The organism is Cupriavidus sp. 8B, assembly GCF_054589115.1.
Genome location: NZ_BAAILO010000082.1, coordinates 55,005 through 71,041 on the forward strand (window position 1 = coordinate 55,005; position 16,037 = coordinate 71,041).

The following is a 16,037-nucleotide window of genomic DNA, read 5'->3' on the forward strand; positions in this document are numbered from 1 at the left end:
GCCATGTGGCTGTTTTCCGCGGACGGCGCCAGTGGCGCGATTTCTTCACTGGCTGCCCCCGCGCAGACCATTGCCGAGCTGGCGGCGCTGCCGCCCTGGTTCCTGGTGGCCGCCGCCGCGCTGATCGGCTTGCTGGTCGGCAGCTTCCTCAACGTGGTGGTGCACCGCCTGCCGCGCATGATGGAGCGTGATGAAGCCAACTACATCGCGTCGCTGCGCGACGACCCGCTCCCCCACCCCGAGCCCTACAACCTGATGGTGCCGCGCTCGGCCTGCCCGCACTGCGGACACGCCATCGGCGCGCTGGAGAATATCCCGGTACTGAGCTACCTGTTCCTGCGCGGGCGCTGCTCGTCGTGCGCCGCGCCCATCGGTGCGCGCTATCCGCTGATGGAAGCGGGCACCGCGCTGCTCACCGCGCTGGCTGCGGCGCACTTCGGCCCGACCTGGCAGGCTCTCGCGGCCATCGCCCTGATCTGGGCCCTGATCGCCCTCACCCTGATCGACGCGGACACGCAGCTGCTGCCAGACCAGATCACGCTGCCGCTGGTGTGGCTGGGCCTGCTGCTCAATCTTGGCGGGCTGTTTGCCCCGCTGGCCGATGCCGTGATCGGCGCGGCCGCCGGCTACCTGCTGCTGTGGACGGTGTACTGGATCTTCAAGCTGGTGCGGGGCAAGGAAGGCATGGGCTATGGCGACTTCAAGCTGATGGGCGCGCTGGGCGCCTGGTTCGGCTGGCAGGCCCTGCCCGCGCTGGTGCTGCTCTCCTCCGTGGTGGGGCTGGTATTCGCGCTTGCCAATATCGCGCTGCGCCGTCAGGATCGCGATACGCACTTCGCCTTCGGCCCTTATATCGCCGGAGCCGGGCTGCTTGTGCTGTTCGTTGGGCCCAATGTGCTGCCGCTGGGCATCATTGCTGGCTGAACCGGCGCCGGCTGCCTGAAGGCGGCCCTTGTCAAACCCACCGCAAGCTTCGAGACCCACATGCTGCAAATCGGACTGACCGGAGGCATCGGCTCCGGCAAGACCCGCGTGGCGGACCTGTTCGCCGCGCGCGGCGCCGCCCTGATCGATACCGACCTGCTCGCGCACGAGATCACCGCGCCGGGCGGGCTGGCCATCCCTGCCCTGCTGGAAGCCTTTGGCCCCGCCTGCCTGCGCGCCGACGGCGCCATGGATCGCAATGCCATGCGCGAACTGGTGTTCTCGGACCCGGCGGCCAAGGCCCGGCTGGAGGGCATCACCCACCCCCTGATCCGCCAGCTGACCGAGGCGCGCGCGGCCGCGGTCCATGCCTCCGGGCTGCACCCCTACCTGATCTACGTGGTTCCGCTGCTGGTCGAATCGGGCTCATGGCGCGCGCGGGTGGACCGGGTGCTGGTGGTGGATTGCAGCGAGGCCACGCAGGTTTCCCGGGTCATGGCGCGCAACGGCTTTTCCCAGGGCCAGGTCGAGGCCATCATGGCCAGGCAGGCCAAGCGCAGCGAACGCCTGGCCGCCGCCGACGATGTGGTCGACAACGAAGGCCCGCCGGAAGCCCTGCCCGCGCAAGTGGATCGGCTCGACCAGCTGTACCGCAGCCTGGCCGGCGCCTAGGCAGCCATGGGGAGCCATAGGCAGAGTGGCTGGCAGCATCCGGCACCATCCTTGTGCGGTGCTGCATGCGACACCTCAAGTCGGCTGTTTCATTGTCCTGATTGGCGGTCTCGCATAGAATGCGCTGGAATCACGCGGGAAATGGCCGCATACTGCCGATATCGAGGGCCCAGGCCGATTCACATCGCGCAGCCCCGGATGCACCGGAAGCCTCACCGCTCCGGCAATGCCGCCCGGGTCAGATTGCCCACCCGCCAACCCGCCCTGTTGCACGGATACACCCATTGATTCTGTACGAATATCCTTTTAACGAACGCATCAGGACTCTCCTGCGCCTGGAAGACCTGTTCGATCGGCTGGATTATTTTCTCGGCCAGGATCACGCCCTGCAGCATCACGTGGCGTTGACGACGCTGTTCGAGATCATCGACGTCGCCGGCCGCGCTGACCTGAAGACCGACCTGCTCAAGGAACTGGAACGCCAGCGCCAGGCGCTTGCCGCGCTGCGCGCCAATCCGCAGATCGACCAGGGCGCGCTGGATGGCGTCATCAGCGAGATCGAGCAAGCGATCGCCCAGCTCAACCAGTTGGTTGGCAAGGCCGGCCAGCTGCTGACCGACAATGAGTGGCTCACCAGTATCCGCAGCCGCGCCATTATCCCGGGCGGCACCTGCGAGTTCGACCTGCCGGCCTATTACGCGTGGCAGCACCGCCCCCCCGAAGAGCGACGCGCGGACATACTCAAGTGGGCGCGCCCGCTGGTGCCGCTGCGCTTTGGCACCAACACCGTGTTGCGCCTCTTGCGCGAGTCCGGCCAGAGCGGCAAGGTTATCGCCACCGGTGGCAGCTACCAGCAGATGCTGTCCGGGCGCAGCTACCAGCTGATGCAGGTGCTGCTGGACGAATCGCTGCTGGCCTTCATCCCCGAGATGAGCGCCAACAAGTACATGCTGTGGGTCCGTTTCACGCAGCAGGATGGCGACTTGCGTCCCCGTTCGGTCGACGCCGACATCCCCTTCCTGCTCAAGCTCTGCAATTTCTGAAGCAATGACAACCGTAGTCAAATGCCCCACCTGCGGCACGGACGTGGCCTGGGTACCCGAGAATAAATTCCGTCCCTTCTGCTCGAATCGCTGCAAGCAGATCGACCTGGGCGCGTGGGCGGCCGAGAAATACGTGATCGGCGGCAAACCCGGCGAGGAACCCTCGCCGGACGAGGACGACGAGGATTAAGCACCGCGAGGCCGTTGCGGCCCCGACGGTTCAGGCGGCGCCGCTCTCGGCAGCCAGCCAGTCCACCACGGGGATCGTTGCGGGCAGCAAGGGCCCCACGTCCACCGGCGCAGATTGCCACGAGAAGGCCTGCCCCTCGCGGCCGACCAGCTCGCCCGCCCACGCCGTGACCTTGCAGAAATGCAGGCGCACGTAGGCATGCGGGTAGTCATGCTCCAGCACGTGCCAGCGCACGCTCGCGCCCACCTCGATGCCGAGCTCCTCGTGCAGCTCGCGCGCCAGCGCTTGTTCCACTGATTCACCGGGCTCCAGCTTGCCGCCCGGGAATTCCCAGTAGCCTTCATAGGGCTTGCCCGCTGGCCGCTGGGCCAGCAGGAAGCGCCCGTCGGGCTGCACCAGCACGCCGACGGCAACCTCGGTCACCTTGCGCGCCGGCGCCGCTGCATCGGTCACTTGCGATGCCTCGCTCATGCCTGGCCGTCCTGCGCCGAGGCAACGAACGGCTTGCCATGCTTGCCGCCCCAGTCACGGGCGAACTGCCATGCCACCCGGCCCGAGCGCGAGCCGCGCTCCAGCGCCCACACCAGCGCATCGCCGCGCGCGGCGGCGATGTCTTCTGTGCTGCAGCCAAAGTGTCCGAGCCAGTGGCCGACGATGGTCAGGTACTCGTCCTGCTTGGGCGGGTAGAACGACAGCCACAGCCCGAAACGCTCGGACAGCGAGATCTTTTCCTCCACCACTTCGCCGGGATGGATCTCGCCATCGTCGGTATGGCGGTAGGTCTCGTTGTCCTTCATGTACTCGGGCAGCAAATGGCGGCGGTTGGAGGTGGCGTAGATCAGCACATTGTCCGACTGCGCGGCCACCGAGCCGTCCAGCGCCGACTTCAGCGACTTGTAGCCCGACTCGCCCTCTTCGAACGACAGGTCGTCGCAGAAGATGGCAAAGCGCTCGGGACGCCCCGACAGCTGTTCGACGATATCGCCGAGGTCGCCCAGGTCATCCTTGTCCACTTCCACCAGCCGCAGGCCATCCTTGACGAAAGCATTGAGGCAGGCCTTGATCAGCGAGGACTTGCCGGTGCCGCGCGCGCCCGTCAGCAACACGTTGTTGGCCGGCAGGTGCTGCACGAACTGGCGCGTATTGGCGACGATGGCGTCCTTCTGCCGCTCGATGTTCTTCAGGTCGTCGAGATGGATCGGCGGCAACTGGCGGATCGCCTGCAGGTAGCCGATGTTGCCGAACAGGCTCTGCCGCTTGCGCCAGCGGAATGCGACGGCCTGCTCCCAGTCAGCGTCGGTCAGCTGGGGCGGCAACCATTGTTCAAGGCGGGCGAGGAAACTATCGAGGCGGGCAGCAAGGTCTGACATGGCGGCTTGGGGGAAGGCGGATCGTTGGCAGGAATGCGAGCGGATGGCGTGCCGCGCCCGCGCTGGCGGGAGCGGCACAAACGCGATGGTGCTTACGAGCGATAGTCCGCGTTGATCGAAACGTAGTCGTGCGACAGGTCGCAGGTCCAGACCGTGGCGGTGGCGTCGCCACGGCCGAGCGCGATGCGCACGGTGATTTCCGCCTGCTTCATCACGCGCTGGCCGTCTTCCTCACGATACTCGGGGTTGCGGCCGCCGTCGCGCGCGACCAGGACATCGTCCAGCCACAGATTGACACGCTCCACTTCGAGATCGTCCACACCGGCATAGCCCACCGCGGCCAGGATGCGGCCCAGGTTGGGGTCCGAGGCGTAGAAGGCGGTCTTGACCAGCGGCGAATGCGCCACCGCATAGGCGATCAGGCGGCATTCGGCCACGTCCTTGCCGCCCTCGACCTGGATGGTCATCAGCTTGGTGGCGCCTTCGCCATCGCGCACGATCATCTGCGCGAGTTCCTGCGACAGGTCGGTCAGCGCGGCGCGCAGCGCCTCGAAATCCGCCCCCTCGGCACGCTCGATGGCCGGCGCGCCGGCCTGGCCGCTCGCGATCAGCACAAAGGAGTCGTTGGTGGAGGTATCGCCGTCGATGGTGATGCTGTTGAAGGACCGGTCCGCGGCAAACGACACCAGTGCTTGCAGCACATCCTGCGACACGGTGGCATCGGTGGCGACAAAGCCGAGCATGGTCGCCATATTGGGGCGGATCATGCCCGCGCCCTTGCTGATGCCGGACAGCGTCACGGTCTTGCCGCCAATCAGCACGGTGCGCGAGGCGGCCTTGGGCTGGGTGTCGGTGGTCATGATCGACTCCGCCGCGGCCAGCCAGTTGTCGGGCCTGGCATTGGCGATGGCGGCGGGCAGCGCGGCGGTGATGCGGTCCACCGGCAGCGGCTCGAGGATCACGCCGGTCGAGAACGGCAGGACTTGCTCAGGTGCAATGCCGAGCTGCGCGGCCAGCGCATCGCAGGTGGCGCGCGCATTGGCCAGGCCGGGCTCGCCGGTGCCGGCGTTGGCGTTGCCGGTGTTGACCACGATTGCGCGGATGCCCTTGCCCGCGGCCAGGTGCTCGCGGCAGACCTGCACCGGCGCGGCGCAGAAGCGGTTGCGGGTGAACACGCCCGCCACGGTGCTGCCTTGGGCAATGCGCACCACCAGCACGTCCTTGCGGTTGGCCTTGCGGACACCCGCTTCGGCCCAGCCAAGCTCAACGCCGGCGACGGGTTTCAGGTTTTCTGCCAGCGGCAGGGGCAGGTTGACGGCCATGTGCGTTCCTCTATGCGTTCGACGTTGCTGGTTTTGCTCGTTTTGCTCATGCCAGGGGCCGCGGGTTCCACTTGATGCAACGTAATGCACCGCCCCTGACGAACATGCCCGCTTGCGCGGGCATGTTTGCTGACTTCACGGTGCGCGGCTTAGCTGAGCTTGCCGTGGCACTGCTTGAACTTCTTGCCGGAGCCGCATGGGCAGGGATCGTTGCGCCCCACCTTGGCCATGCCCGCGGCTTCCGCCGCGGCGGCGTAGGCAATGCCGGCGCGCTCGGGCGCGGTGCTGCCCACGCTTTCCGCACCCTGGGTGGCCTCCTCGAACTCATCATGCTTGTACTGCACGTTGGCGAGGTGCGACAGGCCTTCCTCGATCTGCTCCGAGGCTTGCTCGAGTTCTTCCGGCGACTGGATCTGCACGTTGAAGATCACGCGCGTGACTTCCACCTTGATCACGTCCAGCAGGCGGGCGAACAGCTCGAACGACTCGCGCTTGTATTCCTGCTTGGGATCCTTCTGCGCATAGCCGCGCAGGTGGATGCCCTGGCGCAGGTGATCCAGCGCTGCCAGGTGTTCACGCCAGTGCGTGTCGATGCTTTGCAGCATCACCGAGCGCTCGAAGCCGGCAAAGGATTCGCGGCCGACCTGGTTGACCTTGGCGTCGTAACGCTCGTCGGCCGCGCGCATGATCTTGTCCAACAGCACCTCGTCCTCGATGCTCTGGGCGGCTTCGATGGTCGCGGCGAGCGGCACTTCCAGGGACCATTCCTCGCGCAGCTTGGTCTCCAGGCCCTTGATGTCCCACTGCTCTTCCATGGTGTCGGCCGGCACGTGGTCGCGGAACATCTCGACCAACACGCTCTGGCGCAGGTTCTTCACCATCTCGCCAACGTCGTGCGACTCGAGCACTTCGTTGCGCAGCTTGTAGATTTCCTTGCGCTGGTCGTTGGCAACGTCGTCGTACTGCAGCAGTTGCTTGCGGATATCGAAGTTGCGGCCTTCCACCTTGCGCTGGGCGGATTCGATCGAGCGCGTGACGATGCCCGCTTCGATCGGCTCGCCTTCCGGCATCTTCAAGCGTTCCATGATGGCGCGCACGCGGTCGCCGGCAAAGATGCGCAGCAACTGGTCGTCCAGCGACAGGTAGAAGCGGGACGAGCCCGGATCGCCCTGGCGGCCGGCACGGCCGCGCAGCTGGTTGTCGATACGGCGCGACTCATGGCGCTCGGTGCCCACGATATGCAGGCCGCCGGCGGCCTTGACCTGCTCGTGCAGCGACTGCCACTCGCCTTCCAGATGGGCGATGCGCGCGGCCTTGTCGGCCTCGGAGAGGCTCTCGTCGGCTTCGATGAAGCCAGCCTGCTTCTCCACGTTGCCACCCAGCACGATGTCGGTGCCCCGGCCCGCCATGTTGGTGGCGATGGTGATCATCTTGGGGCGGCCGGCCTGTGCCACGATCTCGGCTTCGCGCGCGTGCTGCTTGGCGTTGAGCACCTGGTGCGGCAGCTGGGCCTTGCCGAGCAGGCCGGACAAGTATTCCGAGGTCTCGATCGAGGTGGTGCCCACCAGCACGGGCTGGCTGCGCTCGTAGCAATCGCGGATATCGCGCACCACGGCATCGTAGCGTTCGTTCGAGGTCTTGTAGATCTGGTCCTGGAAGTCCTTGCGCTGGGCGCCACGGTTGGTGGGGATGACCACCACTTCCAGGCCGTAGATCTCCTGGAACTCGTAGGCTTCCGTATCGGCCGTGCCGGTCATGCCGGACAGCTTCTCGTACATGCGGAAGTAGTTCTGGAACGTGATCGTCGCCAGCGTCTGGTTTTCCTGCTGGACCGTCACGCCTTCCTTGGCTTCCACTGCCTGGTGCAGGCCGTCGGACCAGCGCCGTCCGGTCATCAGGCGGCCGGTGAACTCGTCGACGATGACGACTTCGTCGTTCTGCACCACATAGTGCTGGTCGCGATGGAACAGGCTCTGCGCGCGCAGCGCGGCGTAGAGGTGATGCATCAGCGTGATGTTCTGCGGCGCGTAGAGCGATTCGCCCTCGCCGATCAGGCCTTGCTGCGCCAGGATCTCTTCCGCCTTCTCGTGGCCAGCCTCGGTCAGGTAGACCTGATGGCCCTTTTCGTCGACGAAGTAGTCGCCCGGCTTCTCGACGCCCGTGCCGTCGGCCTTTTCCTCGCCGATCTGGCGCACGAGCAGCTTGGGCACGCCGTTCATGCGCTGGTACAGGTCGGTCTGGTTCTCCGCCTGGCCCGAGATGATCAGCGGGGTGCGCGCTTCGTCGATCAGGATCGAGTCCACCTCGTCGACGATGGCGTAGTTCAGCGGACGTTGCACGCGCTGGCCAGGATCGTAGACCATGTTGTCGCGCAGGTAGTCGAAGCCGAACTCGTTGTTGGTGCCGTACGTGATGTCGGACGCATAGGCCGCTGCCTTCTGGTCATGCGGCATCTGCGACAGGTTCACGCCGACCGACAGGCCGAGGAAGTTGTACAGGCGCCCCATCCACTCGGCGTCACGCTGGGCCAGGTAGTCGTTGACCGTGACAACGTGCACGCCGCGGCCGGTGATGGCATTGAGGTACACCGGCAGCGTCGCGGTAAGGGTCTTGCCCTCGCCGGTGCGCATTTCAGCAATCTTGTTGTCGTTGAGCACCATGCCACCGATCAGCTGGACGTCGAAGTGGCGCATCTTCATGATCCGCTTGCTGGCCTCGCGGCACACCGCGAAGGCCTCGGGCAGCAACGCCTCGAGCGACTCCCCGGCGGCGTGGCGCTGCCGGAAAATCTCGGTCATGCCGCGCAGGTCGTCATCCGAAAGTGCCTCGAACTTCGGTTCCAGCGCATTGATCTGCGCGACGGTCCTGCCATATTGTTTGATCAGCCGTTCATTACGGCTGCCGAAGACTTTCTTGAGAAGGCCCGTGATCATCGATTGCTTTCACCTACGCGAGTGGTACGCCGCCGTGGTACGCACTAGGGCGGCCTAGCCGCCGGCTTGGCCGGCTGCCCAGGGCGGACCGCGCGAGGAAATAGGAAGATTGGCGCAAAACGCCGAGTTTATCACGCGCGCGGGTCACGACCGGAACCTGGCGGCAGGCGAAACGCTGTGCAAACCACACCGCGCGTCCCCCACCACTTGACGGCCCGGACACAACCCGCGCATCCAATGCTTCCGACATCGGGGCGGCGCCCTGGTTCTTCAACGGATGAGATTGCGATCGGTGGGCACCGGCGCCTGCGCAACCTGGGCCGGCGCAGGCTTGGCGATGGCCAGGAAGCGATTCGGGTTTTGCGGCACTCCGTCCACATGCACCTCGAAATGCAGGTGCGCGCCGGTGGCGCGCCCGGTGGAGCCTACCAGGGCGACCTGCTGGCCAGGCTTGACCAGGTCGCCGGCCTTCACCTGCAGCTTGGAGGCGTGCGCATAGCGGGTCTTGAGGCCGTTGCCGTGATCGATGTCGATCAGGTTGCCGTACTCGGGATGCCATTGCGCCGCGACCACCACGCCGCCGGCCGCCGCCACGATCGGGGTACCCGCGGGTGCCGAAAAATCCACTCCGTCATGCGGGGTGCGGCGCCCGGTGAAGGGGTCAAAGCGCCAGCCAAAGCCGGACGCGTCGTAGCCGCTCGCCACCGGCAGCACGCGCGGGACACGGCGACTCTCGCTCTGGCGATCCAGCAACGTGCTCGCCACCACGTCGAAATAGTCCGCGTGCTGCTCGGCCTGGTCCGACAGGCGCGCCAGCGCAAGCTGCAGTTCTGGCAGGCTCGACGTGCGCGACTGCGCGGACGCGGCCAGGCCGCCCCGCCCGGGCGGCTGCTGGAAGTTGAATTCCTTGGGCGCGATGCCGGCCAGCCCCGAGACCCGCTCGCCCAGCGCATCCAGCCGCACCATCCGGGCCTGGATCTCGCCCACGCGGGTGGCAAGCACATTGAGGTTGGCCTGCAGGTAGGCGTCGTCGCCCGGCGCGCGGGCCGGCGCTGTGATGCCCGAGCGCGCCACGATCCAGGTCAGGGCCGACGACACCAGCGCAACGACCAGGCACAGCAGCACGACGACGGCAAAGACCTTGCCCCGCGACAGGGTGAAATGGTGAACACGCGGCAGGCGGGGGTGAAGCACGATGATCTGCAGGGCGCAACTCCTTCTCATGCGAGGCCGGCGACGGCCAGGCAGCCGCGGCGCATAAGCCGCCGCACTGACGCAAACGGCACGCTAGAATGCGCGCATGCGCATGTTTACCCATTACGCCCTCCAGACGCCCGCCGCCAAGCCGCTTAACGACTGGCTGGACAAGGCCGGCCCGGTCTCGGCCCTGATGCAGACGGCACGGGAACTGGCGGCACTGGAGGCTGAGGTGCTGTCGCTCCTGCCACGCGGACTGCAGGATGGCATCGCTGTTGCCGGCGTCAAGCAAGACGCCCGCGGCATCGGGCAAGGCCAGTCGGAGCGAACTTTACTGTTGCTTGCAGCCCATGGGGCCGCAGCGGCACGAGTTCGGCAGGTGGTTCCTACGCTACTTTCGAGACTGCAACAGCGGGGGTCGCAGATTACCGCAATCCGGGTGAGGGTACAACCGGAGGTCGGGCGGCAGAGCGATTGGGACACCGGGCCGGTGGTGAAGCCCAAGGTGGCGCGGATGTCCGCGACGGGGCTGTCCAGCCTGGACGAGTTGGCGAAGGGCTTGCCGGATTCGCCGCTGCGGGATGCGTTGAATACGCTGTTGTCGCACCATCGGTAAGGCTGCCAGGCAGCCGCCGGGCGTAAAAAAACCGGCCCTGAGGCCGGCTCTTCATGCAAGGCCGGAAGACTGGCCCCGACTCCTGCCAGGCGTTACAGGCGTTAGGCAAACGCCGGCACCAACTGCGGCAGGAAAGCCGGCGGCGCATCCTCGACGCGGTCGAACGTCACCATCTCGTAGGCTTCCTGGTCGGCCAGCAACGCCCGCAACAGCTGGTTGTTGAGCCCGTGCCCTGATTTGTTGGCGATATACGCGCCAATCAGCGGATGCCCGACCACGTACAGGTCACCGATCGCATCCAGGATCTTGTGGCGCACGAACTCGTCGCCGTAGCGCAGTTCTTCGTTGTTCAGCATGCGGTGCTCGTCGAGCACGATCGCGTTGTCCAGGCTGCCGCCGCGGGCCAGGCCCATCTCGCGCAAGGCCTCCACTTCATGGGCAAAGCCGAAGGTGCGGGCGCGGGCGATTTCGCGCACATAGCTGGTGTCGGCGAAATCGATGGCGAAGGTCTGGCCGGTCTTGTCGACCGCGGGATGGCGGAAATCGATGGTGAAAGCCAGCTTGAAGCCAAAGAAGGGCTCCAGGCGCGCCAGCTTGTCGCCTTCACGCACTTCCACGGCTTTCTTCACGCGGATGAATCGCTTGGGCGCCGATTGCTGCTCGATCTCGGCCGACTGCAGCAGGAAGACGAAAGACGCGGCGCTACCATCCATGATGGGGATTTCTTCGGCGTCGACATCCACATACAGGTTGTCGATGCCAAGGCCCGCGCAGGCGGACATCAAATGCTCCACGGTCGAGACGCGCGCGCCATCCTTCTGCAGGACCGACGCCAGGCGCGTGTCACCAATGGCTGACGCGCTCGCGGGGATCTCGACCGCTTCTGGCAGGTCGACGCGGGTGAATACGATGCCGGTATCCACCGGGGCCGGGCGCAGCGTCAGCGTCACTTTACGGCCCGAGTGCAAACCAATGCCAACGGTCTTGACCAAGGATTTGATGGTGCGCTGTTTGAGCATGACAGTCTCAGCTATTATTAAAATCTATCAAGTACACTTTCTAATATAGCGATTTTACCATTGCTTCGTTTGCTGCGCTGCGTCACTTTGTTTCGGTGTGTTAGCACAGAAGAAATAAATCACTATAAATGCTCCAAACGTCACTTATGTGGCGTGTGCTGACACATTCCCGTATTACGCGCGCAACGCAGCCAGCACGGCTTCGGCGCTGCTGACCTTGAACTCGCCGGGCGCTTCAAGCCACAGGTGAGACACTACGCCATCGTCGAGCACCATGGCGTAGCGCTTGGAGCGTACGCCCATGCCGCGCGCGGTAAGGTCTTGTTCCAGGCCCAGCCGGCGCGTCCATTCGGCGCTGCCGTCGGCCATCATGCGCACACGGCCGCCGGTGTTCTGCTCGCGGCCCCAGGCGCCCATGACAAAGGCGTCGTTGACCGATACGCACCAGATTTCGTCCACGCCGGCCGCGCGCAGCGCGTCTGCCTGCGCGACAAAACCCGGCACATGCTTGGCGGAGCAGGTCGGCGTAAAGGCGCCGGGCAGGCCGAACACCACGATCTTGCGGCCACGCGCGAGTTCCGCCGCCGAGAAGGAATTGGGCCCGAGGGCGCAGCCGCCGGTTTCGACCTCAAAGAACTCGTTCAGCGTGGCGTCCGGCACACGCGCTCCAATAGCGATCATGCTGTGTCTTCCTGTCTCGGTAAAAACCCTGTTTAGCATCATAGTGCGCCCGCCGCGGGTGCCCAAGGCGGTTCACCGCCCGTTACGTCGTCGGAATCCTCCGACAAGGCGGCGCCCGGGTTCCTGAGCAGGGAGCATCAGGCGACTCGCGCCATGTGCGCACGATGGACGCACGATGCTTACATCACTTCAGGGCGACCTTTCCTGCTGCGGGCCGCACTGTTCTTGAAATAAATCTGCGCGCCGATCTTGCGATCGACGCGCGGACGACGGCACATCCCGGCCGGGAGGGGCGGGAGACCAGTCCGGGGAGGCGGCCGGAGGCACGCCTGTCCCGGCGACGGGATGCAGCCTGAGCGCGTCAGCGAAAGTGCGGCGGGGCTGGCTGCCGCTCAGTCCGAAACCACCGGGCGGAACACGAGCGTAGGGAGCGCTTGCGTGTTTCGCTGGTCCGGGGTCACGGCCTGATGGCAAGCGGCCTTGCCGGCACCTTGCCGAGGCATCTCAGTCCGCCTGCTTGCGCAGGAAGGCCGGGATGTCGTACGTATCCACGCCCTTTTCCTGCAGCGCGGCCACGTGGGCGGATGCAGACTCGCGCGAGCTGCGCCATACCGCCGGCGTGTCCAGGTTGCTGTAGTCCGGCGCGCTGCTGTGGCTTGCGCCCACGTTGTTGGTCATGTTGCCCATCATCTGCACCGGCATGTTGTCGGTACCGGTCTTGAGCAGGGTCATCGGCTGTTGCTTCTTGGCCGAACGGCCCAGGCCCGTTGCCACCACCGTCACGCGCAGTGCGTCGCCCATGGCGTCGTCATACACCGTACCGAAGATCACGGTGGCATCCTCCGCGGCGTAGCTGCGGATGGTGTTCATGACTTCCTTGGTTTCCGACAGCTTGAGCGAGCGGCTGGCGGTGATGTTGACCAGCACGCCGCGCGCGCCCGACAGGTCCACGCCTTCCAGCAGCGGGCTGGCGACAGCCTGCTCGGCAGCCAGGCGGGCGCGGTCAACGCCCGACACGGTGGCCGTGCCCATCATGGCCTTGCCCTGCTCGCCCATGACCGTCTTCACGTCTTCGAAGTCGACGTTCACCAGGCCATCGACATTGATGATCTCGGCGATGCCGGCAACCGCGTTGTGCAGCACGTCGTCGGCGCACTGGAAGCACTTGTCCATCTCGGCGTCGTCGCCCATCACTTCGAACAGCTTTTCGTTGAGCACAACGATCAGCGAATCGACGCAGGACTCCAGCTCGCCGGAACCGGCTTCCGCCACCTTGGCGCGGCGCGCGCCTTCGAACTCGAAGGGCTTGCTGACCACGCCCACGGTCAGGATGCCCATTTCCTTGGCAACCTGGGCCACGACCGGGGCAGCGCCGGTACCGGTGCCGCCGCCCATGCCGGCAGTGATGAAGACCATGTGCGCGCCGCGCAGCGAGTCGGCGATCTGCTCGCGCGCCTGATCTGCGCAGTTGCGGCCGACCTCCGGCTTGGCGCCGGCCCCCAGGCCGGTGTTGCCGAGCTGCAGCACGCGCGAAGCGCTGGAGCGCTTGAGCGCCTGCGCATCGGTGTTCATGCAGATAAATTCGACGCCTTGCACGCCACGGCTGATCATGTGCTGCACAGCGTTGCCGCCCGCGCCGCCCACGCCAATCACCTTGATGATGGTGCCGTCCTGCAATTCCGTTTCGATCATGTCAAAGTCCATCACTGCCTCCAAGAAGAATCAGCCGCCAAACGCTGCAGCCTCCCCGCCGCAACCCTTGGTTACTGAACAAGAAACCATCAAAAAACTGCGTGTTCAACGGCCTGCCCGCCATTCGGTGGACAGGCCCGCCATTCAATCCAGTGCAATCCGATCGCCTGCAACGTTCAGAAGTTGCCGACGAACCATTCCTTCATGCGGGTCCACACCTGCTTGACCGAGCCGCTCTGCACCGCCACCTTGCGGCCACGCATGCGCTGCACGCGGCCTTCGAGCAGTAGTCCCATTACGGTCGAATAGCGCGGACTCTTAACGACTTCGTGCAAATTTCCGCGATATTCAGGCACGCCGACCCGAACCGGTTTGAGGAATATGTCCTCGCCCAGTTCCACCATGCCCGGCATCATCGCCGTGCCGCCGGTGATCACCACCCCCGACGACAGCAATTCCTCATAGCCCGATTCGCGCACCACCTGGTGCACCAGCGAGTACAGCTCCTCGATACGCGGCTCGATCACCGCCGCCAGCGCCTGGCGCGACAGCGAGCGCGTGCCGCGGTCGCCAACGCCGGGGACCTCGATCATGTCTTCCGGATCGGCGATGGCCTGCTTGGCGATGCCGTACTGGATCTTGACGTCCTCGGCATCGGGCGTGGGCGTGCGCAGCGCCATGGCGATGTCGTTGGTGATCTGGTCGCCGGCGATGGGGATCACGGCCGTATGCCGGATCGCGCCTTCGCTGAAGATGGCGATATCGGTAGTGCCGCCGCCAATGTCGACCAGCACCACGCCGAGTTCCTTCTCGTCCTCGGTCAGCACTGCCAGGCTGGAGGCCAGCGGCTGCAGGATCAGGTCGTGCACTTCCAGGCCGCAGCGGCGCACGCATTTGACGATGTTCTGCGCCGCGCTGACCGCGCCGGTGACGATATGCACCTTCACTTCCAGGCGGATGCCGCTCATGCCGATCGGCTCGCGCACGTCTTCCTGGCCGTCGATGATGAATTCCTGTGTCAGGATGTGCAGGATTTGCTGATCGGTCGGGATATTGACCGCCTTGGCGGTCTCGATCACCCGGGCCACGTCGGTCTGGGTGACCTCCTTGTCCTTGATCGCCACCATGCCGCTGGAATTGAAGCTGCGGATATGGCTGCCGGCAATGCCGGTGAACACCTCGGAGATCTTGCAGTCGGCCATCAGCTCAGCCTCCTCCAGCGCACGCTGGATGGACTGCACGGTGGCCTCGATATTGACCACGACCCCTTTTTTCAGACCCTTGGACTCAGACTGGCCCATCCCGATCACTTCGTAGCTGCCGTCGGGGCGCAACTCCGCCACCACCGCGGCCACTTTGGAAGTGCCGATATCGAGACCGACCAGTAGGTCCTTGTATTCCTTGCTCATCGGTTTTTCTCCGCGTTCTTGCTCTTGAGTCGCGTCGGGTTGTTGTTCGGATTGGTGCGGGCGTTCGTACTCGCGTTGGTGCTCGTGCTTGTGCTCGTGCTTGTGCTCGTGCTTGTGCTGGAGCCAGCGGCTTTCGCCTTGGCTGCCGCCGTTGCCTGGGCATCGGTCAGGAATCGCACGTTAGCCGCGCGAATCGCGAACCCGTTGGGGTATCGCAGGTCCGCATACTCGATCTGCTTGCCCCACTGCTCCGTGACCTGGGGCCAGGCCACCACGAATCGCTTGACGCGCTGGTCCATGGCGTCGCGCTCCTCGTCATTCTGTTCACGGCCAAGCTCCACCACCATGCCGTTGGAAAGCTTGGCGCGCCAGGCATAGCGGGACGACAGCGTGACCGCCAGCGGCTCCACCTTCAGCGGCTTGAACCACTCGCGCATGACTTCGAGCTTGCCCACCACGTCGCTCTCGCTGTCCGGCGGGCCATCGAGCGCGAGCAACTGGGCATCTTCCTCGGCTTCAGCCGGATTGGCGACGAAAACTTCGCCATAAGTGTTGATCAGGCGCCCACTGTCGGCATTGCCCCACGTACCGAGGGCTTCGTGCTCCTCGACTTCGACCGCCAACCCGTTGGGCCATTCGCGCCGCACGCTGGCACGGCGTACCCAAGGCACCGACTCGAAGATCTGGCGCGCCTCGTTCAGGTCGAGCGTGAAAAAGCTCCCGGACAGCTTGCCCAGCGCGTTGGCACGCACGCTCGGCGCATTGACATGGCGCAGGGAGCCGCCTTCCATCGACGCCAGCTCGACGTGGGTAATGGCAAACACCGGCCGCTGCGCCAGCCATAGCAGGCCGGCCGCGAACGCCATCACCGCCACCAGCGCGTAGAGCGTGGAGGCGATCAGGTTAAGCAGGCGAGTGTTGTGCCACATGGCTTTGGCTTGTTCCGGTTCCGGTCAGTCAGGGTTCAGT

The 16,037-nt window shown here is 65.3% G+C and carries 15 protein-coding genes; 5 read left to right on the forward strand and 10 right to left on the reverse strand.

Features of this window, described 5'->3' with window-relative positions; translation table 11 throughout:
• Positions 1–3: 3 nt before the first annotated feature.
• From ACYP5B_RS07860 to ACYP5B_RS07875, 4 genes are all read left to right on the forward strand, one after another.
• Positions 4–924: a prepilin peptidase gene (locus ACYP5B_RS07860; RefSeq protein WP_459569205.1), complete on the forward strand. Its 921-nt coding sequence runs from the start codon at positions 4–6 to the stop codon at positions 922–924.
• 60 nt (positions 925–984) lie between these two features.
• Complete coding sequence (gene coaE / locus ACYP5B_RS07865; protein ID WP_459569206.1) at positions 985–1,596, forward strand: dephospho-CoA kinase; 612 nt, start codon at positions 985–987, stop codon at positions 1,594–1,596.
• A gap of 284 nt (positions 1,597–1,880) precedes the next feature.
• On the forward strand, positions 1,881–2,639 hold the full coding sequence (zapD, locus tag ACYP5B_RS07870) for a cell division protein ZapD (protein ID WP_318230800.1): 759 nt from the start codon (positions 1,881–1,883) through the stop codon (positions 2,637–2,639).
• A 4-nt stretch (positions 2,640–2,643) separates the two neighbouring features.
• Positions 2,644–2,829 (forward strand): DNA gyrase inhibitor YacG, encoded by a 186-nt coding sequence (locus ACYP5B_RS07875; RefSeq protein ID WP_459569207.1) that lies wholly within the window; start codon positions 2,644–2,646, stop codon positions 2,827–2,829.
• 30 nt (positions 2,830–2,859) lie between these two features.
• Here the strand turns inward: ACYP5B_RS07875 and ACYP5B_RS07880 are convergent, their stop codons facing one another.
• From ACYP5B_RS07880 to ACYP5B_RS07900, 5 genes are all read right to left on the reverse strand, one after another.
• Positions 2,860–3,300 carry an NUDIX domain-containing protein gene (locus ACYP5B_RS07880; protein WP_459569208.1) on the reverse strand — a complete coding sequence of 147 codons (441 nt, stop codon included), beginning with the start codon at positions 3,298–3,300 and terminating at the stop codon, positions 2,860–2,862.
• On the reverse strand, positions 3,297–4,199 hold the full coding sequence (locus ACYP5B_RS07885; RefSeq protein WP_267604505.1) for an ATP-binding protein: 903 nt from the start codon (positions 4,197–4,199) through the stop codon (positions 3,297–3,299). Before ACYP5B_RS07885 ends, ACYP5B_RS07880 begins: the two co-directional genes overlap by 4 nt.
• A 92-nt stretch (positions 4,200–4,291) precedes the next feature.
• A complete protein-coding gene (argJ, locus tag ACYP5B_RS07890; RefSeq protein WP_318230798.1) occupies positions 4,292–5,521 on the reverse strand; it encodes a bifunctional glutamate N-acetyltransferase/amino-acid acetyltransferase ArgJ in 1,230 nt (409 codons plus the stop codon).
• A 149-nt stretch (positions 5,522–5,670) separates the two neighbouring features.
• Positions 5,671–8,454 carry a preprotein translocase subunit SecA gene (secA, locus tag ACYP5B_RS07895; protein ID WP_459569209.1) on the reverse strand — a complete coding sequence of 928 codons (2,784 nt, stop codon included), beginning with the start codon at positions 8,452–8,454 and terminating at the stop codon, positions 5,671–5,673.
• A gap of 270 nt (positions 8,455–8,724) precedes the next feature.
• Positions 8,725–9,660 (reverse strand): M23 family metallopeptidase, encoded by a 936-nt coding sequence (locus ACYP5B_RS07900; protein ID WP_459569226.1) that lies wholly within the window; start codon positions 9,658–9,660, stop codon positions 8,725–8,727.
• 94 nt (positions 9,661–9,754) lie between these two features.
• Between ACYP5B_RS07900 and ACYP5B_RS07905 the strand changes: the two genes are divergently transcribed.
• Entirely contained in the window at positions 9,755–10,267 is a 513-nt protein-coding gene (locus ACYP5B_RS07905; protein ID WP_267604508.1) for a DciA family protein, read from the forward strand.
• 101 nt (positions 10,268–10,368) lie between these two features.
• Here ACYP5B_RS07905 and lpxC read toward each other — a convergent pair whose 3' ends face one another.
• From lpxC to ACYP5B_RS07930, 5 genes are all read right to left on the reverse strand, one after another.
• On the reverse strand, positions 10,369–11,286 hold the full coding sequence (lpxC, locus tag ACYP5B_RS07910) for a UDP-3-O-acyl-N-acetylglucosamine deacetylase (RefSeq protein ID WP_267604509.1): 918 nt from the start codon (positions 11,284–11,286) through the stop codon (positions 10,369–10,371).
• A 174-nt stretch (positions 11,287–11,460) separates the two neighbouring features.
• The gene (locus tag ACYP5B_RS07915; protein ID WP_006162526.1) at positions 11,461–11,967 is read right to left on the reverse strand and encodes a peroxiredoxin; all 507 of its coding nucleotides are present in this window, start codon (positions 11,965–11,967) and stop codon (positions 11,461–11,463) included.
• 504 nt (positions 11,968–12,471) lie between these two features.
• Positions 12,472–13,671 (reverse strand): cell division protein FtsZ, encoded by a 1,200-nt coding sequence (gene ftsZ, locus ACYP5B_RS07920; protein WP_267604510.1) that lies wholly within the window; start codon positions 13,669–13,671, stop codon positions 12,472–12,474.
• A 164-nt stretch (positions 13,672–13,835) separates the two neighbouring features.
• A complete protein-coding gene (gene ftsA / locus ACYP5B_RS07925) occupies positions 13,836–15,068 on the reverse strand; it encodes a cell division protein FtsA (RefSeq protein WP_035875601.1) in 1,233 nt (410 codons plus the stop codon).
• The gene (locus ACYP5B_RS07930) at positions 15,065–15,997 is read right to left on the reverse strand and encodes a cell division protein FtsQ/DivIB (protein ID WP_459569210.1); all 933 of its coding nucleotides are present in this window, start codon (positions 15,995–15,997) and stop codon (positions 15,065–15,067) included. The genes ftsA and ACYP5B_RS07930 overlap by 4 nt, the downstream gene beginning before the upstream one ends.
• Positions 15,998–16,037: the final 40 nt, after the last annotated feature.

What these genes read in the sequence shown, in the direction of transcription:
- ACYP5B_RS07860 (WP_459569205.1), top strand. Translation starts at nt 4, where the DNA reads ATGTGGCTGTTTTCCGCGGACGGCGCCAGTGGCGCGATTTCTTCACTG.
- coaE (WP_459569206.1), top strand. Translation starts at nt 985, where the DNA reads ATGCTGCAAATCGGACTGACCGGAGGCATCGGCTCCGGCAAGACCCGC.
- ACYP5B_RS07875 (WP_459569207.1), top strand. Translation starts at nt 2,644, where the DNA reads ATGACAACCGTAGTCAAATGCCCCACCTGCGGCACGGACGTGGCCTGG.
- ACYP5B_RS07880 (WP_459569208.1), bottom strand. Translation starts at nt 3,300, where the DNA reads ATGAGCGAGGCATCGCAAGTGACCGATGCAGCGGCGCCGGCGCGCAAG.
- ACYP5B_RS07885 (WP_267604505.1), bottom strand. Translation starts at nt 4,199, where the DNA reads ATGTCAGACCTTGCTGCCCGCCTCGATAGTTTCCTCGCCCGCCTTGAA.
- argJ (WP_318230798.1), bottom strand. Translation starts at nt 5,521, where the DNA reads ATGGCCGTCAACCTGCCCCTGCCGCTGGCAGAAAACCTGAAACCCGTC.
- secA (WP_459569209.1), bottom strand. Translation starts at nt 8,454, where the DNA reads ATGATCACGGGCCTTCTCAAGAAAGTCTTCGGCAGCCGTAATGAACGG.
- ACYP5B_RS07905 (WP_267604508.1), top strand. Translation starts at nt 9,755, where the DNA reads ATGCGCATGTTTACCCATTACGCCCTCCAGACGCCCGCCGCCAAGCCG.
- lpxC (WP_267604509.1), bottom strand. Translation starts at nt 11,286, where the DNA reads ATGCTCAAACAGCGCACCATCAAATCCTTGGTCAAGACCGTTGGCATT.
- ACYP5B_RS07915 (WP_006162526.1), bottom strand. Translation starts at nt 11,967, where the DNA reads ATGATCGCTATTGGAGCGCGTGTGCCGGACGCCACGCTGAACGAGTTC.
- ftsZ (WP_267604510.1), bottom strand. Translation starts at nt 13,671, where the DNA reads ATGGACTTTGACATGATCGAAACGGAATTGCAGGACGGCACCATCATC.
- ftsA (WP_035875601.1), bottom strand. Translation starts at nt 15,068, where the DNA reads ATGAGCAAGGAATACAAGGACCTACTGGTCGGTCTCGATATCGGCACT.
- ACYP5B_RS07930 (WP_459569210.1), bottom strand. Translation starts at nt 15,997, where the DNA reads ATGTGGCACAACACTCGCCTGCTTAACCTGATCGCCTCCACGCTCTAC.